This is a genomic window from Pseudomonas sp. PDM02 (assembly GCF_014852285.1).
Lineage (GTDB): Bacteria > Pseudomonadota > Gammaproteobacteria > Pseudomonadales > Pseudomonadaceae > Aquipseudomonas > Aquipseudomonas migulae.
Window position 1 is genome coordinate 318,260 of the sequence record NZ_JACVBL010000006.1, and the last position, 19,068, is coordinate 337,327.

Annotated in this window: 21 protein-coding genes; 19 read left to right on the top strand and 2 right to left on the bottom strand. The window is 58.8% G+C overall.

Annotated features, from left to right (window positions below; translation table 11 throughout):
- The first annotated feature begins 88 nt into the window (after positions 1-88).
- The 3 genes from moaC to moaE are packed head-to-tail and all read left to right on the top strand — an operon-like array spanning position 89 to position 1,257.
- Positions 89-562, top strand: a complete 474-nt coding sequence (moaC, locus tag IB245_RS13190; protein WP_008044525.1) for a cyclic pyranopterin monophosphate synthase MoaC — start codon at positions 89-91, stop codon at positions 560-562.
- Positions 559-801 carry a molybdopterin converting factor subunit 1 gene (gene moaD / locus IB245_RS13195; RefSeq protein WP_008025385.1) on the top strand — a complete coding sequence of 81 codons (243 nt, stop codon included), beginning with the start codon at positions 559-561 and terminating at the stop codon, positions 799-801. Before moaC ends, moaD begins: the two co-directional genes overlap by 4 nt.
- Positions 802-804: 3 nt before the next feature.
- Positions 805-1,257: a molybdopterin synthase catalytic subunit MoaE gene (gene moaE, locus IB245_RS13200; RefSeq protein WP_008044526.1), complete on the top strand. Its 453-nt coding sequence runs from the start codon at positions 805-807 to the stop codon at positions 1,255-1,257.
- Between the two features lie 131 nt (positions 1,258-1,388).
- Here moaE and IB245_RS13205 read toward each other — a convergent pair whose 3' ends face one another.
- Complete coding sequence (locus IB245_RS13205) at positions 1,389-1,568, bottom strand: hypothetical protein (RefSeq protein ID WP_192227789.1); 180 nt, start codon at positions 1,566-1,568, stop codon at positions 1,389-1,391.
- Between IB245_RS13205 and IB245_RS13210 the strand changes: the two genes are divergently transcribed.
- From IB245_RS13210 to cyoE, 7 genes are all read left to right on the top strand, one after another.
- Complete coding sequence (locus tag IB245_RS13210; protein WP_008025389.1) at positions 1,567-2,343, top strand: ABC transporter substrate-binding protein; 777 nt, start codon at positions 1,567-1,569, stop codon at positions 2,341-2,343. The genes IB245_RS13205 and IB245_RS13210 overlap by 2 nt on opposite strands.
- Positions 2,344-2,604: 261 nt before the next feature.
- Positions 2,605-3,114, top strand: coding sequence for a disulfide bond formation protein B (locus IB245_RS13215; protein ID WP_032828589.1), 510 nt, complete (start codon positions 2,605-2,607; stop codon positions 3,112-3,114).
- A gap of 828 nt (positions 3,115-3,942) precedes the next feature.
- A complete protein-coding gene (cyoA, locus tag IB245_RS13220) occupies positions 3,943-4,887 on the top strand; it encodes a ubiquinol oxidase subunit II (protein WP_008025394.1) in 945 nt (314 codons plus the stop codon).
- A gap of 3 nt (positions 4,888-4,890) precedes the next feature.
- Positions 4,891-6,921 (top strand): cytochrome o ubiquinol oxidase subunit I, encoded by a 2,031-nt coding sequence (gene cyoB / locus IB245_RS13225; protein ID WP_008025397.1) that lies wholly within the window; start codon positions 4,891-4,893, stop codon positions 6,919-6,921.
- 3 nt (positions 6,922-6,924) lie between these two features.
- Positions 6,925-7,551 (top strand): cytochrome o ubiquinol oxidase subunit III, encoded by a 627-nt coding sequence (locus IB245_RS13230; protein WP_008044529.1) that lies wholly within the window; start codon positions 6,925-6,927, stop codon positions 7,549-7,551.
- The gene (cyoD, locus tag IB245_RS13235) at positions 7,552-7,887 is read left to right on the top strand and encodes a cytochrome o ubiquinol oxidase subunit IV (RefSeq protein WP_008025399.1); all 336 of its coding nucleotides are present in this window, start codon (positions 7,552-7,554) and stop codon (positions 7,885-7,887) included. It abuts the gene before it with no gap.
- Between the two features lie 11 nt (positions 7,888-7,898).
- Positions 7,899-8,786 carry a heme o synthase gene (cyoE, locus tag IB245_RS13240; RefSeq protein WP_008025400.1) on the top strand — a complete coding sequence of 296 codons (888 nt, stop codon included), beginning with the start codon at positions 7,899-7,901 and terminating at the stop codon, positions 8,784-8,786.
- Positions 8,787-9,052: 266 nt separating this feature from the next.
- On the opposite strand, the gene IB245_RS13245 is transcribed toward cyoE, so the two are convergent.
- Entirely contained in the window at positions 9,053-10,471 is a 1,419-nt protein-coding gene (locus IB245_RS13245; protein ID WP_192227790.1) for a PLP-dependent aminotransferase family protein, read from the bottom strand.
- Between the two features lie 148 nt (positions 10,472-10,619).
- Between IB245_RS13245 and IB245_RS13250 the strand changes: the two genes are divergently transcribed.
- From IB245_RS13250 to IB245_RS13290, 9 genes are all read left to right on the top strand, one after another.
- Positions 10,620-11,720 (top strand): hypothetical protein, encoded by a 1,101-nt coding sequence (locus IB245_RS13250; RefSeq protein WP_008043746.1) that lies wholly within the window; start codon positions 10,620-10,622, stop codon positions 11,718-11,720.
- A 42-nt stretch (positions 11,721-11,762) separates the two neighbouring features.
- Entirely contained in the window at positions 11,763-13,043 is a 1,281-nt protein-coding gene (locus tag IB245_RS13255; protein ID WP_192227791.1) for a biotin carboxylase, read from the top strand.
- Positions 13,044-13,092: 49 nt separating this feature from the next.
- Positions 13,093-13,590, top strand: a complete 498-nt coding sequence (locus tag IB245_RS13260) for a RidA family protein (RefSeq protein WP_008025407.1) — start codon at positions 13,093-13,095, stop codon at positions 13,588-13,590.
- Positions 13,591-13,672: 82 nt separating this feature from the next.
- Positions 13,673-14,140 (top strand): cupin domain-containing protein, encoded by a 468-nt coding sequence (locus tag IB245_RS13265; protein WP_008045169.1) that lies wholly within the window; start codon positions 13,673-13,675, stop codon positions 14,138-14,140.
- Positions 14,141-14,346: 206 nt separating this feature from the next.
- The gene (yfcF, locus tag IB245_RS13270) at positions 14,347-14,991 is read left to right on the top strand and encodes a glutathione transferase (protein WP_192227819.1); all 645 of its coding nucleotides are present in this window, start codon (positions 14,347-14,349) and stop codon (positions 14,989-14,991) included.
- A gap of 31 nt (positions 14,992-15,022) precedes the next feature.
- On the top strand, positions 15,023-16,363 hold the full coding sequence (locus IB245_RS13275) for a KamA family radical SAM protein (protein ID WP_192227792.1): 1,341 nt from the start codon (positions 15,023-15,025) through the stop codon (positions 16,361-16,363).
- A gap of 24 nt (positions 16,364-16,387) precedes the next feature.
- Positions 16,388-17,260: a branched-chain amino acid aminotransferase gene (locus IB245_RS13280; RefSeq protein ID WP_008045173.1), complete on the top strand. Its 873-nt coding sequence runs from the start codon at positions 16,388-16,390 to the stop codon at positions 17,258-17,260.
- 21 nt (positions 17,261-17,281) lie between these two features.
- Positions 17,282-18,040, top strand: a complete 759-nt coding sequence (locus tag IB245_RS13285; protein ID WP_192227793.1) for a TauD/TfdA family dioxygenase — start codon at positions 17,282-17,284, stop codon at positions 18,038-18,040.
- Between the two features lie 67 nt (positions 18,041-18,107).
- On the top strand, positions 18,108-19,067 hold the full coding sequence (locus IB245_RS13290) for a diiron oxygenase (protein ID WP_192227794.1): 960 nt from the start codon (positions 18,108-18,110) through the stop codon (positions 19,065-19,067).
- Position 19,068 lies beyond the last annotated feature (1 nt).

Genomic DNA, 19,068 nt, shown 5'->3' on the forward strand with positions numbered 1-19,068 from the left:
CTACAGGGTTGTGAATGATCCAATAATCAAACGTGCGGAAGATTGACCCACGGGTTTACAATCGGGGCTCTTGATCAGGAGTAACCCTGTGCTGACTCATCTCGATTCCCAAGGTCGCGCCAACATGGTCGACGTCACTGAAAAAGACGTAACGTTCCGTGAAGCCACCGCTCAAGCGCGGGTGCGCATGCTGCCCGAAACCCTGCAAATGATCGTCAGCGGCGGTCACCCCAAGGGTGATGTCTTCGCTGTAGCGCGCATCGCCGGCATTCAGGCGGCGAAGAAAACCAGCGATCTGATTCCTCTGTGCCATCCGTTGCTGCTCACCGGCGTCAAGGTCGAACTGAGTGCCGAAGGCGACGACACCGTGCGCATCGTCGCGAGCTGCAAGTTGTCCGGGCAGACCGGTGTCGAAATGGAAGCGCTGACCGCAGCCAGTGTCGCGGCGCTGACGATTTATGACATGTGCAAGGCCGTGGATCGTGGCATGACCATCGAGAGCGTGCGGTTGCTGGAGAAACTCGGGGGCAAGAGCGGTCATTACCAGGCGGATCAGTCATGAACCTCACCGTGAAGTTTTTCGCTCGTTATAGAGAAGCACTGGGCGTCGACTCAGTGAAAGTTGAAGGTGATTTCGCTACCGTCGATGACGTTCGCGCACTGCTGGCCAAGCGTGACGGCGCCGATGTGTTGAGCGAGCAGAACCTGATGTGCGCCCGCAACGAAGACCTCTGCCAACTCGACGAGCCGGTAAGTGATGGCGATGAAGTGGCGTTCTTTCCGACCGTGACCGGGGGCTGAACCATGGCGATTCGCGTGCAGTCCACGGCGTTCGATCCGGGTGCGGAAGTCAACGCCATGCACGCCGCCAATGTCGGCGTCGGTGCGGTGGTGAGTTTTGTCGGTTACGTGCGCGACTTCAATGACGGGCTCGACGTGGCCGGGATGTTCCTGGAGCACTATCCGGGCATGACCGAAAAGGCCCTCGGCAAGATTGCCATCGAGGCCGAACAACGCTGGCCGTTGCTCAAGCTGGAAGTGCTGCACCGCATCGGCGCCCTGGAACCGGGTGAGCCGATCGTCTTCGTCGGCGCCGCCAGCGCCCACCGCCAGGCCGCGTTCGATGCCTGCGCCTTTGTCATGGACTACCTGAAAACCCGCGCACCGTTCTGGAAAAAAGAGAACACCCGTGAAGGCGCGCGTTGGGTGGAAGGGCGTGACAGTGATCATGCGGCGGCGGATCGCTGGAAGCAGTAAGTCCTGCGGCGCCTTTGAGTACGCCTTCGCGGGCAAGCCTCGCTCCTACAGGGATTTGTGTCATACGCATATTATGTGAACGACACAAAACCCTGTAGGAGCGAGGCTTGCCCGCGAAGAGGCCATCTGCATCACCCAATACCTTCCTGACTCACCGCCCGACCACCGGCCGGCACATCCGCGTTGCCCCCAATTGACGGTTCATACATAAAAGTCCAGTATGGAATTATAAGTACAAAAAAGGCGTGCCCCTGTTTCTGCTCTTTCTTCTGTCTTGCCAAACCAACAACAACCCGCGAGAGAACGAACATGAAGAAATTCCCCCTCATCACCGGTCTGGCCCTGAGCCTGTTGGCGTGCAGCACTCTGTTTGCCGCCGAGAAAACCCTGCGCATCGGCATCGAGGCGGCTTACCCACCGTTCGCGTCGAAAACCGACAAAGGTGAAATCGTCGGTTTCGACTACGACATCGGCAATGCCCTCTGCGCGCAGATGCAGGTCAAGTGCGTCTGGGTCGAAGGTGAGTTCGACGGTCTGATTCCTTCCCTGAAAGTGAAGAAAATCGACATGGCGCTGTCGTCCATGACCATCAACGAAGACCGCAAGAAGTCGGTGGACTTCACCCACAAGTACTACTTCACCTCATCGCGCCTGGTAATGAAGGAAGGCGCGGTGGTGGATGATCAGTACGCCAGCCTCAAAGGCAAGACCGTCGGCGTGCAACGTGCGACCACCACGGACCGTTATGCCACCGAGGTGTTTGAACCCAAGGGCATCACTGTCAAGCGTTACGGCAACAACGAAGAGATCTACATGGACCTGGCGGCCGGTCGCCTCGACGCCATTTTCGCCGACACCATCCCGCTGAATGACTTCCTGTCGATGCCGCGCGGCAAGGGTTACGCCTTCGTCGGGCCAGAGCTCAAGGATCCGAAATACGTGGGCGAGGGCGCCGGGATTGCCGTGCGCAAGGGCAACGCCGAGTTGGTCAGCCAACTGAACACGGCCATCGACGGTATTCGCGCCAGCGGCGAGTACCAGAAGATTTCCGAGAAGTACTTCAAGTCTGATATCTACGGCGACTGATCGAACGCTTTCGCGAGCAAGCCCGCTCCCACAGTAGATCTGCGCGAACACAAATGTTGTGTACTGCAAAAATCCCCTGTGGGAGCGGGCTTGCTCGCGAAGCTTTTGGCTTAATCAAATTCAAGAAAGTGCTGGATTTTTAATCCCTTCTTAACCGCCCTGTCGTTTATTCCCCGACATCTATTCCACACGCCCCGGGCTCTCCAAGGTCCGGGCCAGCGTGTAGACTTCCGGTCAATCGATATCTAGAAGGGAAACGCAATGAGCGAGGAAACGATGCGGTTGGGCCGTGAGCGGCGCTACCTGGTGTTGCTGGGCATCATCTGTCTGGCGCTGATCGGCGGCGCGCTGTACATGCAGATCGTGTTGGGCGAGGCGCCGTGCCCGCTGTGCATCCTGCAACGTTATGCCTTGTTGCTGATCGCGATCTTCGCGTTCATCGGCGCGGCAATGCGCACCCGCCGCAGCATCACGGTGTTTGAAACCCTGGTGGTGATCTGCGCCCTGGCAGGCGTCGGCGTCGCCGGGCATCACGTCTATACCCAGTTCTATCCGGCGGTCAGCTGCGGCATCGATGTGTTGCAACCGATAGTCGATGGTCTGCCGCTGGCGAAGATCTTCCCGCTGGGGTTCCAGGTCGACGGTTTCTGCTCCACGCCGTACCCGCCGATCCTCGGTCTGTCGCTGGCACAGTGGGCGTTGATCGCCTTTGTCCTGGTGGTGGTGCTGGTGCCATTGCTCACTTCGCGCAACCGCAAGGCACTGCGCTGAGGTCATTCGCGGTATCGCTGCGTAACACATGAAAACGCCCCGGCCCTCGTTGAGAGAGCCGGGGCGTTTTGCCATTCAGGGTGCGGGTAAAAAGACCTTGATGCGCGACAAGAACGGGTGCGGCGCATGTGCGACATGTTGTCACAGCGCGAGTGTCGCAAGGCGTTTCAGCGTGTCGGATTGGTATGCGTAGACGCAATGAAAATGGCCTTCTGATTTCGCAGCAGGCTTTAGCGCTCTCAACCTGGAACAGGCAGTTTTAACAGGCCTTGGCAAATTGCCAGAGCCCTTGTCACATGGGGGCTAAGGCAGGGTAGAGGGCAGAGGCAGAGCTTTCGATACTGTCTGAACTGCGCGTGGTAGCCCTACTTATTTTGGTGTTTTTGTTGAGAATGAATTTCGATAAGATGCCGCACTTTTGCGAAAACCGTTAATGATTGTTGCTGGAATGGATAAAAATTATTTCGGGATGAGACATGGTTTATGAATCGTTACATATCTACAATCGCCCGCACTGAATTCCCGGCACTGCTCACCCTGCTTCAGGTGCTTGAGCAGCAATAGGACGTCGAGGGGCCGGATGGCTTCATGCGACTCCTCTGGTGTCGGTGCCTTCCAACTATCCGCACCAAATGGAATTGGTCTGTAACAAGGCCTTTGACCACGAATTCGAATAAGAACTCACCGCTTGCCCAGGAATTGTCGAGCAGCGTCTGACGCGCGACGGGCGGCCCTTATTCAATCCAAGAAAATGCCAACCCTTGGCAGGGTGAAGTGTTGGCGATCAAAACCCAACTGCATTGCGCAAGCTGCTTTAGAGGTCGTGAGATGAGTAAAAACAGGTACCCCAGACTACTAGGCTTATTGCCGCTGATCGGCACGTTGTTGCTGTCAGGCTGCAACATGACCTTGCTCGATCCCAAGGGCCAGGTTGGCCTGGACGAGCGAAACCTGATCATCACCGCAACGCTGCTGATGCTGTTGGTCGTGGTTCCGGTCATCGTCATGACCTTCCTGTTCGCCTGGAAATACCGCGCGTCCAACACCGACGCCGTGTACACGCCGAAGTGGTCGCACTCCACCAAGATCGAAATCGCGGTGTGGGCTGTTCCAGTGCTGATCATCATTGCCCTGGGTTATGTCACTTACAAGTCGACCCACGCACTGGACCCTTACAAGCCGCTGGTCTCCGACGTCAAGCCAATCACCATTGAAGTGGTCGCGCTGGACTGGAAGTGGATGTTCATCTATCCGGAGCAAGGCATCGCCACCGTCAACAAGATCGTGTTCCCGGCGCACACGCCGATCAACTTCAAGGTGACTTCGGACTCCGTGATGAACTCGTTCTTCATCCCGGCGCTGGGCGGCCAGATCTACGCGATGGCCGGCATGCAGACCAAACTGCACCTGATCGCCAACCAGAACGCTGAAATGGACGGTATCTCCGCCAACTACAGCGGCGCGGGTTTCACCGGCATGAAGTTCAAAGCTATCGCCACTTCCCAGGAAGATTTCGACGCCTGGGTCAGCGAAGTCAAAAAGGCACCTAAACAGCTTGAAAAAGCTGAATACGAAGCCCTTTCCAAGCCAAGCCAGAACAACCCAGTCGAGCTCTACTCCTCGGTCACGCCGAACCTGTTCCAGATCATCGTCGACAAGTACGAAGGCATGAAACCAGGCAAGCCGATGCACCACGAGAAGAAAGAGCACGAAGTGGCCGCCATGGAAGGGATGGACATGAGTTCGCATTCAGCTGCCGGGGCAGAGGAGTAAACGATGTTTGGTAAATTAAGTTGGGAAGCGGTCCCGTTCCACGAGCCGATCGTGATGGTGACCATCGCCATGATCGCGCTCGGTGGTCTGGCGCTGTTCGCTGCAATCACCTACTTCAAGAAGTGGACTTACTTGTGGACCGAGTGGCTGACGTCGGTCGACCACAAGAAAATCGGCGTGATGTACATCATCGTCGCCATGGTCATGCTGCTGCGCGGTTTTGCCGACGCCATCATGATGCGTACCCAGCTGGCCATGGCCACCGAGGGTTCGCCTGGCTACCTGCCACCTGAACACTATGACCAGATCTTCACCGCTCACGGTGTGATCATGATCATCTTCATGGCGATGCCATTCTTCACCGGCCTGATGAACCTTGCAGTGCCGCTGCAGATCGGCGCGCGTGACGTTGCCTACCCGTTCCTGAACTCCCTGAGCTTCTGGTTGCTGGTATCCGGCGTAGTGCTGATCAACCTGTCCCTGGGCGTCGGCGAATTCGCCAAGACCGGCTGGGTTGCCTATCCACCGCTGTCGGGCCTGCAATACAGCCCTGGTGTGGGGATGGATTACTACATCTGGGCGCTACAGCTATCGGGTCTGGGTACGACGCTGACCGGGGTTAACTTCCTGGCGACCGTGCTGAAAATGCGTACCCCTGGCATGAAACTGATGGACATGCCGATCTTCACCTGGACCTGCACCTGGGCCAACGTCCTGATCGTGGCTTCGTTCCCGATCCTGACCGCTACCCTGGCACTGCTGACGCTTGACCGTTACATGGATTTCCACATTTTCACCAATGAACTTGGTGGCAATCCAATGATGTACGTCAACCTGTTCTGGGCCTGGGGTCACCCCGAGGTTTACATCCTGATTCTGCCGGCGTTCGGGATCTTCTCCGAAGTCATTTCGACCTTCTCCGGCAAGCGTCTGTTCGGCCACCACTCGATGATCTACGCCTCGGGCGCGATCTCGATCCTGGGCTTCATGGTCTGGCTGCACCACTTCTTCACCATGGGTTCGGGTGCCAGCGTCAACGCCTTCTTCGGTCTGGCGACGATGCTGATTTCGATCCCGACGGGGGTGAAGCTATTCAACTGGCTGTTCACCATCTACCAGGGCCGTCTGCGTTTCACCAGCCAGGTTCTGTGGACCCTGGGCTTCATGGTGACCTTCGCTATCGGCGGCATGACCGGCGTACTGCTGGCCATTCCGGGTGCCGACTTCGTTCTGCACAACAGCCTGTTCGTGATCGCGCACTTCCACAACGTGATCATCGGCGGCGCGGTATTCGGTTACATCGCAGGCTTCGGCTTCTACTTCCCTAAAGCGTTCGGCTTCAAGCTGCACGAAGGTTGGGGCAAGGCAGCGTTCTGGTTCTGGATCACCGGCTTCTTCGTCGCGTTCATGCCGCTCTATGTACTGGGCTTCATGGGCATGACCCGTCGTCTGAACGCCACCACCAACCCTGAGTGGGTGCCGTACCTGTACGTCGCCATGTTCGGTGCGGTGATGATTGCCGTCGGCATCGCTTGCCAGCTGATTCAGCTGTACGTCAGCGTGCGTGACCGCAACAAGCCAGAAAACATGTGCGAACACGGCGACCCGTGGAATGCACACACTCTGGAATGGTCGACCTCGTCGCCACCACCGTTCTACAACTTCGCGGTCCTGCCAAAAGCAGAAACCATCGATCCGTTCACCGAAGCCAAGGAAAACGGTACTGCGTACAAGGCTCCGGCCAAGTACGAGCCGATCCACATGCCAAACAACACCGCGACCGGTGTGGTCATGGGTGCTCTGTTGACCGTGTTCGGTTTCGCGATGATCTGGCACATCTGGTGGTTGGCTGCATTCGGCCTGATCGGCACCGTGGTGTACTTCGTGATCCACGCTGCACGTGATGATCAAGGCTATATGGTGCCGGTCGACGTGATCGAGCGCATCGAAGCCGAGCAGCACAAGCGTCTGGTAGCGGCCGGGAAAGTTCCAGCCACCGCCACCCGTGTTGAAACCTCGTTGGAACAGGCTTAAACCATGTCGAACTTAGTGACCAATGCTGGACACACCCATGTCGATGGACATGGGCACGATGACCATCACCACGACTCGGGCGAGATGACCGTATTCGGTTTCTGGCTCTACCTGATGACCGACTGCATCCTGTTTGCATCGATCTTCGCGGCGTACGCGGTACTGGTTAACAACGTAGCGGGTGGCCCGTCGGGCCACGACATCTTCGAACTGCCTTACGTACTGGGCGAAACCGCTCTGCTGCTGTTCAGTTCGATCACCTACGGCTTCGCCATGCTGGCGTTGTTCAAGGGCAAGAAGAACCAGGTCCTGGGCTGGCTGGCCATGACCTTCCTGTTCGGCGCCGGCTTCATCGGTATGGAAATCAACGAGTTCCACGTGTTGATCTCCGAGGGCTTCGGTCCTAGCCGCAGCGGCTTCCTGTCCGGGTTCTTCACCCTGGTCGGCACCCACGGTCTGCACGTGACCAGCGGTCTGATCTGGATGGCGATCATGATGTACCAGGTGCAGAAAAACGGCCTGACGGCGACCAACAAGACCCGTCTGAGCTGCCTGAGCCTGTTCTGGCACTTCCTGGACGTGGTGTGGATCTGCGTATTCACCGTTGTTTATCTGATGGGGACTATGTAAATGGCTAACGCTCATTCCCACGATAGCCACGACGCCGGCCACGGCAGCGTCAAGTCCTACGCTATCGGTTTCATCCTGTCGGTCATCCTGACAGTCATTCCTTTCGGCCTGGTGATGTACCCATCGCTGCCGAAAGCCTTGACCCTGTGGATCGTACTGGCCTTCGCAGTGATCCAGGTGCTGGTGCACCTGGTGTACTTCCTCCACCTGGACCGTTCGGCCGCGCAGCGTAACAACGTGATTGCGTTTGTGTTCGCCGCGATCGTGATCGTCCTGCTGGTTGGCCTGTCGCTGTGGATCATGTTCAGCATCCACACCAACATGATGGCGCACTGAGGTAAATCCGGATGTCCTTGAAGCACTTTATCCAAATCACCAAACCGGGGATCATTTTCGGTAACGTGCTTTCAGTGGCAGGCGGATTTTTCCTGGCCTCGAAAGGGCATGTCGATCTGGCCATCTTCCTGGCCGCCATGATCGGCACGTCCCTGGTAGTGGCTTCCGGTTGCGTGTTCAACAACTGCATCGACCGCGACATCGATATCAAGATGGAACGCACCAAGAACCGGGCGCTGGTGCAGGGCTTTGTCTCCCTGAAACTGGCCCTGGCCTTCGCGACCGTCCTAGGTGTTGCCGGCGTTGCGTTGCTGTACAAGGTGGCCAATCCGTTGGCTGCACTGTTCGCCGTGATCGGTTTCGTCATCTACGTCGGCTTCTACAGCCTGTACCTCAAGCGCAAGTCGGTTCACGGCACGCTGGTGGGTAGTCTGTCGGGCGCGATGCCGCCGGTGATCGGCTATGTCGCGGTGAGCAACACCTTCGACATGGCTGCACTGACGCTGCTGGTGATGTTCAGCCTGTGGCAGATGCCGCATTCCTATGCCATCGCGATCTTCCGCTTCAACGATTACCTGGCCGCATCGATTCCGGTGCTGCCAGTGAAGCGCGGGATTCAAGTGGCCAAGAAGCACATCCTGATCTACATCCTGGCCTTCCTCGTGGCGACCTTGATGCTGACCTTCAGCGGCTATGCCGGCATGAGCTACCTCGCCGTCGCCGCGGCCATGGGCATGTACTGGTTGTACATGGCCTGGACCGGCTACAAGGCAGTGGATGACACGGTCTGGGCACGCAAGCTGTTCGTGTTCTCGATCTTCACCATTACCGCGTTGAGCGTGATGATGTCCCTGGACTTCAAAGTGCCGACCGAGCTGTTGCTGACGTACGCGCCTTAAGCGTCGGATGCTGTAAAGAAAAACCCCGCCCTTTGAGAGATGGTGCGGGGTTTTTTATTGCCCGTATTCCCGTAGACCGTGTTGCCCCTATCGCGAGCAAGCTTGCTCCTACAATGGATCGGCGTTGCTCCAAATACAGACCCCTGTAGGAGCGAGGCTTGCCCGCGAAGAACGATAACGCGGTCTGGCTGATACACCGCGTTATCGTTCTTCGCGGGCAAGTCGGGTCGCCGCACCGCTCGCTCCTACAGGACGGTGGTGGTCAGTTATTTACTTGGTGTGTCGAGCAACCGAAGGAACCGCTCCCGCACCTGAACGTTATCGCTGTGCGCCACGTTGAAACGCAGGAAGTGACTGGCATCCGGTGCTTTGCTGAGCAAGGTGCCGGGCGCCAGCACCAGGTCGATGTCCAGGCCTTTCCTCGCCAGCGTTTCGGCATGATGCCCTTCGGGCAATCGTGTCCAGATAAACAATCCTTCATGGGGCAGCGATGACACCGAGCAACCGGCTTCCATCAGCCAACTGCTTACCCGACTGCTCGCCTCGTAAAGCCGATCCACCGTGCGCCGGGTGTGTTTGGCGTAGCTGCCGTCGCTGAGCATCGTGCAGATAATCTGCTCCGCCAGTTCCGACGTCATGCCACCGCAGGCCATTTTCAGGGTGACCATCCGTGCCGCCAGTTGCGGCGAAAGCACCGCATAGCTGACCCGACTGTTCGCCGTCAGGGTCTTGGAGAAACCGGAGACGTAACTGACGTTGTCCAGCCCGCCCGCTGCCAGGCGCGGGGTCGTTCGTTGCTGCATGTCGCAATACAAATCGTCTTCGAGGATGTGAAAACCGTAACGGTGGCTCAGCTCCAGCAAGCGATAGACCTGCGCCGGGGAGAAGGAGTGTCCGGTCGGATTGTGCAGGGTGTTATTGGTCATGTAGAGCACGGGCCGATGGACAATCAGCAATTGCTCGAAGGCGTCCAGGTCCATGCCGTCCGCGCCACGGGGGATGGTGATGACCCGGGCGCCATGCAGGGCCAGGTTGGTGTGCATGGTGAAGTAACACGGATCGTCGAGCAGCACCGTGTCGCCGGGTTTGACCAGCAGGCGCATCAGCATGTCGATAGCCTGCACGGTGTTGGCCGTGGTGATGATCTGGTCCACCGGTACTTCGATGCCCAGGGTTGCCAGTTTGACCCGCAACGCTTCGCGCAGCGGCAGGTAACCGGCGGCGACGCCGTATTCGCCCATGCGCAGGGACGTTGCGCGCAGGGTGCCGCGCACGGCTTTGAGCAGTTCGTCCGCCGGTAGCCACGAGGAAGGCAGAAAACCCGCACCGGGGCGCAGCGAGCCGTTGTCCTGCAGCACCGCGCGGCGGACCACGCTGAGGGTGTCTTGAGGTTGCAGGTCCGGGCCGGCATCGGTCTTGAGCGTGGCGCTGGAGCGGTGCACGTAATGCCCCGACCCCTGGCGTGAAACCACCAGACCCTTGGCGCGCAAGCGGTCCAGCGCATCCACCACGGTGGACTTGCCCACGTTCATCAACTCGGAAAGTTCGCGAATCGGCGGCAGCCGCGAGCCGTGAGGCAGCCCGCCCTGGCTGATCGCTACCGACAATTGATCGACAATCTGCTGGACCAGCGGCACACCCGGCTGGAACTCGATGGCGGCGATCACTGCGCGCTGAACCTGCATTTTACTGGTCTCTCCGGCAGTAAAGTTCGTTTGATTCTATACGAACTTGCTCTGATGAAAACAAGCGACTCTCTCTACCATCACCTTACAGACTTTCCTGATTGTTCGCGCTGAACGCCTGAACAATCGCTGGTTCCAGAGGTGTTGCATGAGTGTTCAAACAACGGTCGCCGTCGCTAAACCGGTGATCAATATTCGCCTGTTCACGATCCGGATCATCACCGCCGTGTCGCTGTTTGCCGTGCTGGGCAAGGCCAACGTCTGGCTCGACACCGCCACCAACAGCATCCTCGCCCTCGGTTATCGGGCGTTGCTGTTGCTGCTGCCGCTGACGTTATTGGTGCTTGGCCGCCGCTCCCTGAGCGTCACGTTGTTGTGCGCCGCCCTCGGGCTGGTGTTGCTGGCGGTCACCAGCAACCAGGGCATGGTGATGTTCGCCGCCGCGCTGTTCGCCTACGGCATCGCGATTGCCGGTTACCTGATCAAGAGCGAAGCCGCCCAGACCAAGGAGGGCGCGGCCTACAACCGCGTCGCCATGAACATGGGCAGTCTGGTGGCGGGGCTGATCCTGCTCTCGCCGCTGCTGACCCCGACCCTGTTTTTCCTCGGCGCGGCGGGTTTCGTCCTGCTGTGCCTGCCCATCGCCATGGGCGCGACCTTCACCTCCCAACCGGTGGTTGCCAGCCCGGTCACTCATGACGGCAGCGGCTGGCGCAACAAACTGCCATGGGTGATCGCCGGCATCATCATGGGCATCAAGCTGTTTGGCGTGTTCTCGATCCTGCCCCAGGCAATCCTGCTGGAAACCGGCGAACTGCCGGCCTGGTATGGCCTGATGCTGATCCTCAACAGCGCCGTGGTGGTCTTCGCCCAAGTGCCGGTGATGAAACTGATCGAGCGCACCGGACGCTTCAAAGTGGTGGCGGTCATCGGGATCATCATCGGCGGCTTCGCGGTGCTCTCGTCGCCGGGCGCATTCCACGTCGAAACCCTCGTGGGCGCGTTGATCTGGGTGGCGCTGCTGTCCATCGCCGAGTGTGCGTTCAGCTACCTCGATTACTTCTCCGTCAAACAAAACAACATGTTCGTCAAGGAAGTGTCCCTGGGCGTCGGTGCCGGCCTGACGGTGCTGATCATGCGGGTCATGCCGCCGCCCTATAGCGCCCTGGTACTGGCTGCCATCGGCGCGGGAGGCATCCTCGCCTGGTACTGGCTCAACCGTAGATCCAACGCGTCGCTGCACGACTGAGTCACCGCGTTTGCGTTTTTTACTCCACAGGTCGGAGGCTTCATGAATACGACGTCATGCGTAGTGGTGGTCGGGTACAACGGCAATCGGGTTCACGACATCCAGAAACTGCGCGAACTCTGCAAAACGCTCTACAACGCCCGGTTGATCCTGCTGGTCGAGAAGATTCAGCCCGAAGACGACCAGGTGGCCGATCACGTCTGCAGCACGTCCCTGGCGCCGGAAGACGTCACCGAATCCCTGGAACTGGTGGCGGGTTGCTTGAGTGCCGATCACTGGAAACTGATCGGCGTGCTGCCGTTTTCCGACCGTGGCGTGCTGCTCGGCGCGGCGCTGGCGAGCCATTACGGCTTGCCCGGCATCACCCCGGCCGAGGCACGTGCGGGGTTGGATAAACAAATTTTTCGCAAGCTGGAAGCGGCGGCCGAGCAGTCGCCGGAAGATTATCGTCCGGTGTTTTCCGTGCGCATCGAAAGCCTCGCCGAGCTGCGTCAGCGGGTCGTCGAGCTGGGCGGCAAAGCCTTCATCAAACCGGCCTGCGAAGGCGCGAGCAGGGGCTGCCGGGTCATCCATCATCCGTCCGAATGCGACGAGGCGTGGCAGGCACTCAAGCCGTATCGCGAGGGCGGCATCGTCCTTGAAGAACTGATTCAGAATGCCCGGGAATACAGCTGGGATTACGTCGCGGGCAGCACGTGGGTCACGGAGAAAACCACCACCGAAGGCGCCTATCGCGCGGAAATCCAGCAAGTGGTGCCGGCACCGCTGGCGGCAGACGTGCAAGCCAGACTGGCGGCTGCCGGTCGGCACATGTCCGGGTTGGTCTCGCAGGCTAACGGCGCGTACCACAACGAGGTGTTCCTGCGCAGCGACGGCCTGACGTCGGCGGTGGAAACCAACATGCGCCCCGGCGGCATGCACATCTGGGACCTGGCCCGCCTGGCGTTCGTCGATTTCAATCCGTGGGAGCGCTGGGTCAGGTGGGCGGTGGAAGGCAAGACCGACCCGCGCGATCCCGTCGCTCGGGGCTATTGCGGCATCCGTCTAGTCCGGGCGCCGGCCGGCGGCCTGCTGCGCTACGTGCCGGACATCGAGTCCCTGGCCCGGGACCTGAACATCGAGCTGGTAGAAGCCGTTTACACCAAACGCCTCAGTGATTCGGTCACCGCACTGGTGAAGGACAACACTTCGTTTATCGGCCACATCGTGTTGTTCAGCGAAGACTACGCACAGCTCAGCGAAAACCTGCTGCGCCTGGCTGACGCGATCGAATCACGTGTCGAGGTCACTAGCCTGGCGGCCCCGGCGAGAGCCGCGGGTTAAGTCTCCCGGACCTGCGTTTTGGTATTTTTGAGTTGAGAGGATTGTTTCAATGATCGAGCAAAAAATGACCTGTGATGAGCGCTTTATAGCCCTGGCGAAAGAGCTGGACTATGACATCTACGGCGAAAACACCGCGGGTGGTCATTACGCGCCGCTGATTCGGCATCACGATGAGCTCTATCTCAGCGGCCTGGTACCGCGCATGACCGGCGAAATCCGCTACCCCGGCAGGGTAGGGCTGGAGCTCAGCCTGGCCGATGCACAAGCAGCCGCCAGTATCAGCGCCATGCGCGGGCTGGCCTTGATCGTTGATGCCATCGGCTCGCTGGACAAAATAAAGTCGCTGATACGTATCACGGTTTACGTGAAGTCCACGGCGGACTTTGTTGACCTCAGCGAAGTTGCCAACGGTGCTTCGGATGTCTTCAGCCATGTGCTGGGCGATGCGGGCAAACATACTCGAACCACCGTCGGCGTTTATCAGTTACCGAAAAATGCCGCCGTAGAAGTTGACATGATTGTGGCGCTTCGGCCTTCGGTCTTGTGAGTGTTAGTGCGCCGACTTTACAGTGATCAATTGTTCGCCTAGTGTCTGCTCACTTAAGTCGCTCATAACTCGGTGTTTACGGATGAATAACATTCAAGGTGGGTTTTTTTCATATAAGGATTTTCGCCAGAGTTTAACCCGTCCGCCGGTGAGTGCACGGGTGTGGAAGGGCGATGAACTTACCGATATGCGCCAGAGCCTTGCGGCCAGCGAGGTCGATATTGTCGCGCTGGCCCACCATGACAGCAGCGAAGGTTGCAAGTTGACGCCAGGGATGGCGGTGTCGATGCAATGGTTGAACCCCGGCACCGAACTGAACGGTCATGCTCATTCGTGGTGGCACCTGTTCATCATTCAGTCCGGCAGCGGCACCTTGACCCTGGGCGATGCCGATGCAGTGAACATCAGCCCCGGCGACGTGTTGCTGGTGCCGGCCTGGACCCGGCACGGCTTCGTCAACACCAGCGCCACTGAGCCGCTGGCCATGCTGAACATGAGCAACATGCCCCAGATGGCGTTGCTCTCCAATGCTGCAGACGCCACGGTCTGACACGCTCAATCTTCCCGTTTTGCCCACCAGGGAGTCCGCATGCGCAGACTCCCTTTTTCATTTCTGCTACCCCGGCAGGCCATGACTGTTTTGACTTTCTGTATCCGTAGAAACAGATAATTTCTGTATCTGTTCAGCACCTGGCCAACTAACTACGATCGATTCCAATGCAACGGATTATTGTGGTTAGTGCAAGGGAGCGTTCTATGGATAGTACGAAGCTTAAACTGTATGTTGGCGCAGATTTTGTCAGTGCTTTTGCAATGTCGGCATTTGTCGCGCTGAAAGAAAAGCAACTTTCGTTTGAACTTGTTAAGGTTGATTTAAAGGCGCGTGATAACTACCTGACGAGTTATCGTGATGTATCGCTGACCTGCAAGATTCCCACGCTGGTTCACGATGGTTTTGCACTGTCTGAATCTTCGGCCATTGCCGAATACCTGGAAGAAATAGCGCCGGGGCATAAAAAACTGTTCCCGCTCGACATCAAGCAGCGCGCTCGCGCTCGTCAACTCCAGGCCTGGCTGCGCAGTGATTTGTTGGTGATTCGCAAAGAGCGCCCGGCGGACCTCATCTACTTCGGCAAGAAAGAAACCCCGTTGTCGGACGAAGCCCAGGCCGCTGTCGCAAGGCTGTTCTTCGTCGCGGATCGGTTGCTGGAGGAGGGCGCCGATCACCTGTTTGGTGACTGGAGCATTGCCGACACCGACCTGGCAATCATGCTCAATCGACTGCTCGCCAATGGCGACCGCGTTCCTCAGCGGCTCGCGGCCTATGTGCGTCGGCAGTGGGATCGCGACAGCGTTCGGGCATGGATGGACATAGAGCGCGCAGCGCCGGCCATCCAGTAACTAACGCCAGGCAATCACCAGGAGCGCTGCCATGCAGGGACCGTCGGAGCTGGAAAGATACAAACCCTACAACTCACGCACCATTCGCGACACGCCGTACTGGCAGAAACTGACGCCAGCGTTGCAGGAAGCCATGACCGTGGTGGCCAGGGTCATGCCGTTTCGCACCAATGAATATGTGCTGGGCACGTTGATCGACTGGAACAACATCCCGGACGATCCGATTTTTCGCATGACCTTTCCCCACAAGGACATGCTGCTACCGGACGAATACGCGTCGCTCAAGCAACTGATCGAACGCGATGACGCCGTCGCCATCAAGCGGCGGATCGAGGCAATCTGGTTGCGCATGAACCCGCATCCGGCCGGGCAGCTGACGCACAACGGCGCGACCCTCGACGGAAAAGTCCTGCCGGGCATTCAGCACAAGTACCGCGAGACCGTGCTGTTTTTCCCCGGTGCCGGTCAGACGTGTCACGCCTACTGCACGTTCTGTTTCCGCTGGGCGCAGTTCATCGGTGAAGAAGAGCTCAAGTTCAACGCGCGCGAGTCCCAGGAGCTGGTGAATTACTTGCGGGTGCACACTGAAGTGACGGATGTGCTGATCACCGGTGGCGATCCGATGATCATGAACACCCGTTCGCTGGCCGGTTACATCGAGCCGCTGCTGGCGCTGCCACACCTCAAAAGCATCCGCATCGGCACCAAGTCCGTGGCGTATTGGCCGCAACGGTTTGTCAGCGACAAGGATGCGCCGGAGCTGCTGGATCTGTTCAAGCGCATCGTTGCGGCCGGGAAAAACCTGTCGGTCATGGGGCACTACAACCACCCGGTCGAGATTCGCCAGGACATTGCCCGACAGGCTGTCGAACGCATTCGTTCCACCGGCGCGACGTTGCGCATGCAGGCGCCGGTGATCCGCCACATCAACGAGAACCCTGCAGATTGGGCCGAACTATGGACTGAAGGCGTGCGGCTGGGAGCGGTGCCTTATTACATGTTCGTCGAGCGCGATACCGGGCCCAGCCACTACTTCGCGATGCCGTTGGCGCGTGCGTTCGAGATCTTCCAGGCGGCTTACCGCACGGTGTCCGGGCTGGCGCGCACCGTGCGTGGGCCGTCCATGAGCACCTTCTACGGCAAGGTATTGATCAACGGCATCGAGACTGTGGCCGGGGAGAAAGTCTTCGTGCTGCAGTTTCTCCAGGCTCGGGACCCGCAATGGGTATTGCGCACGTTTTATGCGCGCTTTGATCCGAACGCGACCTGGTTCGATGAGTTACGGCCAGCGTTTGGCGAACGTGCGTTCTTCTTTCAGCCGGAGCCTGTGGCAGCGCCCGAATTGATACCGGTCCTGCTCGAAACGGCGTAGGACGATTCATCAGGAGATAAGGATATGAGCAGTATTCCGTTTGATCAGCGAGAAGGTTTTATCTGGCTCGACGGCGAGTTCGTCGAGTGGTCCCAGGCGCGACTGCATGTGCTGAGTCACGGCCTGCATTACGCGAGTACGGTGTACGAAGGGGAGCGCGTCTACAACGGCAAGATCTTCAAGCTGCGCGAACACAGCGAGCGGCTGTATCGCTCGGCACAGTTGATGGATTTCGCGATTCCCTATGAGCTGGCCGAACTGGAAGCAGCCAGTCATGAACTGCTGCAACGCAACAACGTCGTGGACGGCTATCTGCGGCCGGTGGCGTGGCGCGGCAGTGAAATGATCTCGACCTCGGCTCGTTTCAACCGCGTGCACGTGGCGATCGCTTGCTGGCAATGGCCGAGTTACTTCGACCCGGCGGGGCACATGGGCGGCATTCGCTTGAAGACCGCGCAGTGGCGGCGTCCGCCACCCAGCAGCAGCCCGTTCGAAGCCAAGGCGTCCGGGCATTACCAGATCGCCACGCTCAGCAAGCACGATGCGGAAAACAACGGTTTTCACGACGCGTTGATGCTCGACTGGCGCGGTCACGTCGCCGAAGCCACCAGCGCCAACGTGTTCTTCGTCAAGGACCGGACGCTGCACACGCCGCTACCCGATTGCTTCCTCAATGGCATCACCCGCCAGACCGTTATCGAATTGGCCGGTGCGCTGGATTACCAGGTGGTCGAGCGCACCATTCTTCCTACGGAGCTTGGCGATTTCGATGAGTGTTTTCTGACGGGCACCGCCGCCGAAATCACCCCCGTGCAGAGCATCGACGAACAGCGCTACCGACCGGGCAACGCCTGCCGCGAATTCATTGCCGCTTACACCTCAACCGTTAACGCCTGATAAACCGCCAGGAACTTCACCATGTCAGATCAAGGGATTGTTGCGTCTACACCTTACGTTTCACTGGGCCACCGCCATGACGAATTGTCGTCCCGCGGCTGGACGGTACTGACCCCAGCCGAATTTGCCTACGATGTCGTCGGCACATTGCAGGCGTTCGGTCAGATCATTCCGCAATTCAACGGGCAGACGGCCTTCGCCATTACCCGCAAACCGGGGTACGAAGCGTTGCCGTACTCCCAGAGCATGAACGGCATCGGCCCGCACACCGAAGCGCCGGTCTACGGCCCACCACCGCGTTATCTGGCGCTGCATTGTCATCATCAGGCCACGTGCGGTGGCGGGCATACCGGGTTGGTCGACGGGATCGAGTTCCTGGCATTCCTCGAACGCACGGAGCCCGAGTTGCGCGAATTGATCGACGACACGCCCGTGGAGTTCGTGGCCACCGCCAAACCGGGTGAAGTGGCGCAAACGCGGGTCAAGGAATACATCCTGACGCCTACAGAGGACGGGGACATTTTCCGCTTCAGCTACAACCAGTTTCACTACGGCGATGTGAACCCTTCCGAGGAGGATCTGCAGCAATCGAAGGTGACGAACAGCTCATCGCCACTGGCCAGGTTCGCGAAGCTCGGCGAGGACTATTTCATCCAGCACAACACGCCGGTGCTGATTCCCGACGGCTGCATGCTGATTTGGGACAATTGGCGAATGATCCACGCCCGCAGTCGATACACTGACCCGGCGCGAAACCTGACCCGCTACTGGCTGGCCTGATTCATCCGTCGCCCACAATTCCATCGGCGTACCCCTCGGCGGGTACGCGTCTTACAGGTATCGCGTCATGCAAACAGCAATCGAGATCGCCAAGGTCGATCACCAACTGGTCGTGCGGCTCAATCAGGCCTGGACCAAAAGGGCCACGGTGTGCGCACCGGACAAGACCTCGGTCAGCGAAACGTTCGACCCGGCGCGCCCGGATTACCCGGAGTGCATGGTGCCGTTTTTCCATCACCCGAAATTCCAGGCCCTGAGCGACGAGCTCAAAAGCACCGTGGTGACCTGGGGCTGGATCGGCTACAACCTGCGCACGGTCACGGCTGAAGAGCACGTGGTGAACCCTGCGCTGAGCGTCATCGCCAATCAGTACCTGGGCAAAAACGACTGGCATTTTCGCGAAGCGATGCAGCAGACGTTGATCGACGAGCACTACCACACGCTCATGCACCTGCGGGCCATCGAACGGACCAAAGAGGATCGAGCGCTTGATCAGGATCTGGACCTGCCGCCGTCGGTGACCTATCTGCGTCTTGCCGCGCTGCGTGAGGAATTGCCCGAGCAGTGGCAGCGCGATCTGGCGGCGATCACTTTCGCGGTAGTGGCCGAGATCAGCGTCAACGCTTACCTGGATCTGCTGGCCGACGATCAAACCATTCAGCCGCAAAACCGTCGCGTCGCCGAACTGCACAACCGCGACGAATATGCCCACAGCAAGATTCTCGCGGAAGTGGCGAAGGTCATGTACGCCAACATGCAGCCGCCTCAACGGGCATTTTTCGCACAGACGTTGTCGGTGGCGCTGAGTGCCTTTGTCGCTCAGGACTACTCGATGTGGGAGGCGATTCTGACGCAACTCGGCGTCGAGGACGCGGCACTGATCATTGCCGACACCCGGGAGAGCAACAAGAACGCCACGATCATGCGCGACTACAGCGGCCTGCATCGTCTGGCGCAGGATCTGGGGATTAGCGACGAGATCGATTTCGACTTCCGTCCGACCCTCAAAACCGCTGCAGTGGCCTGAT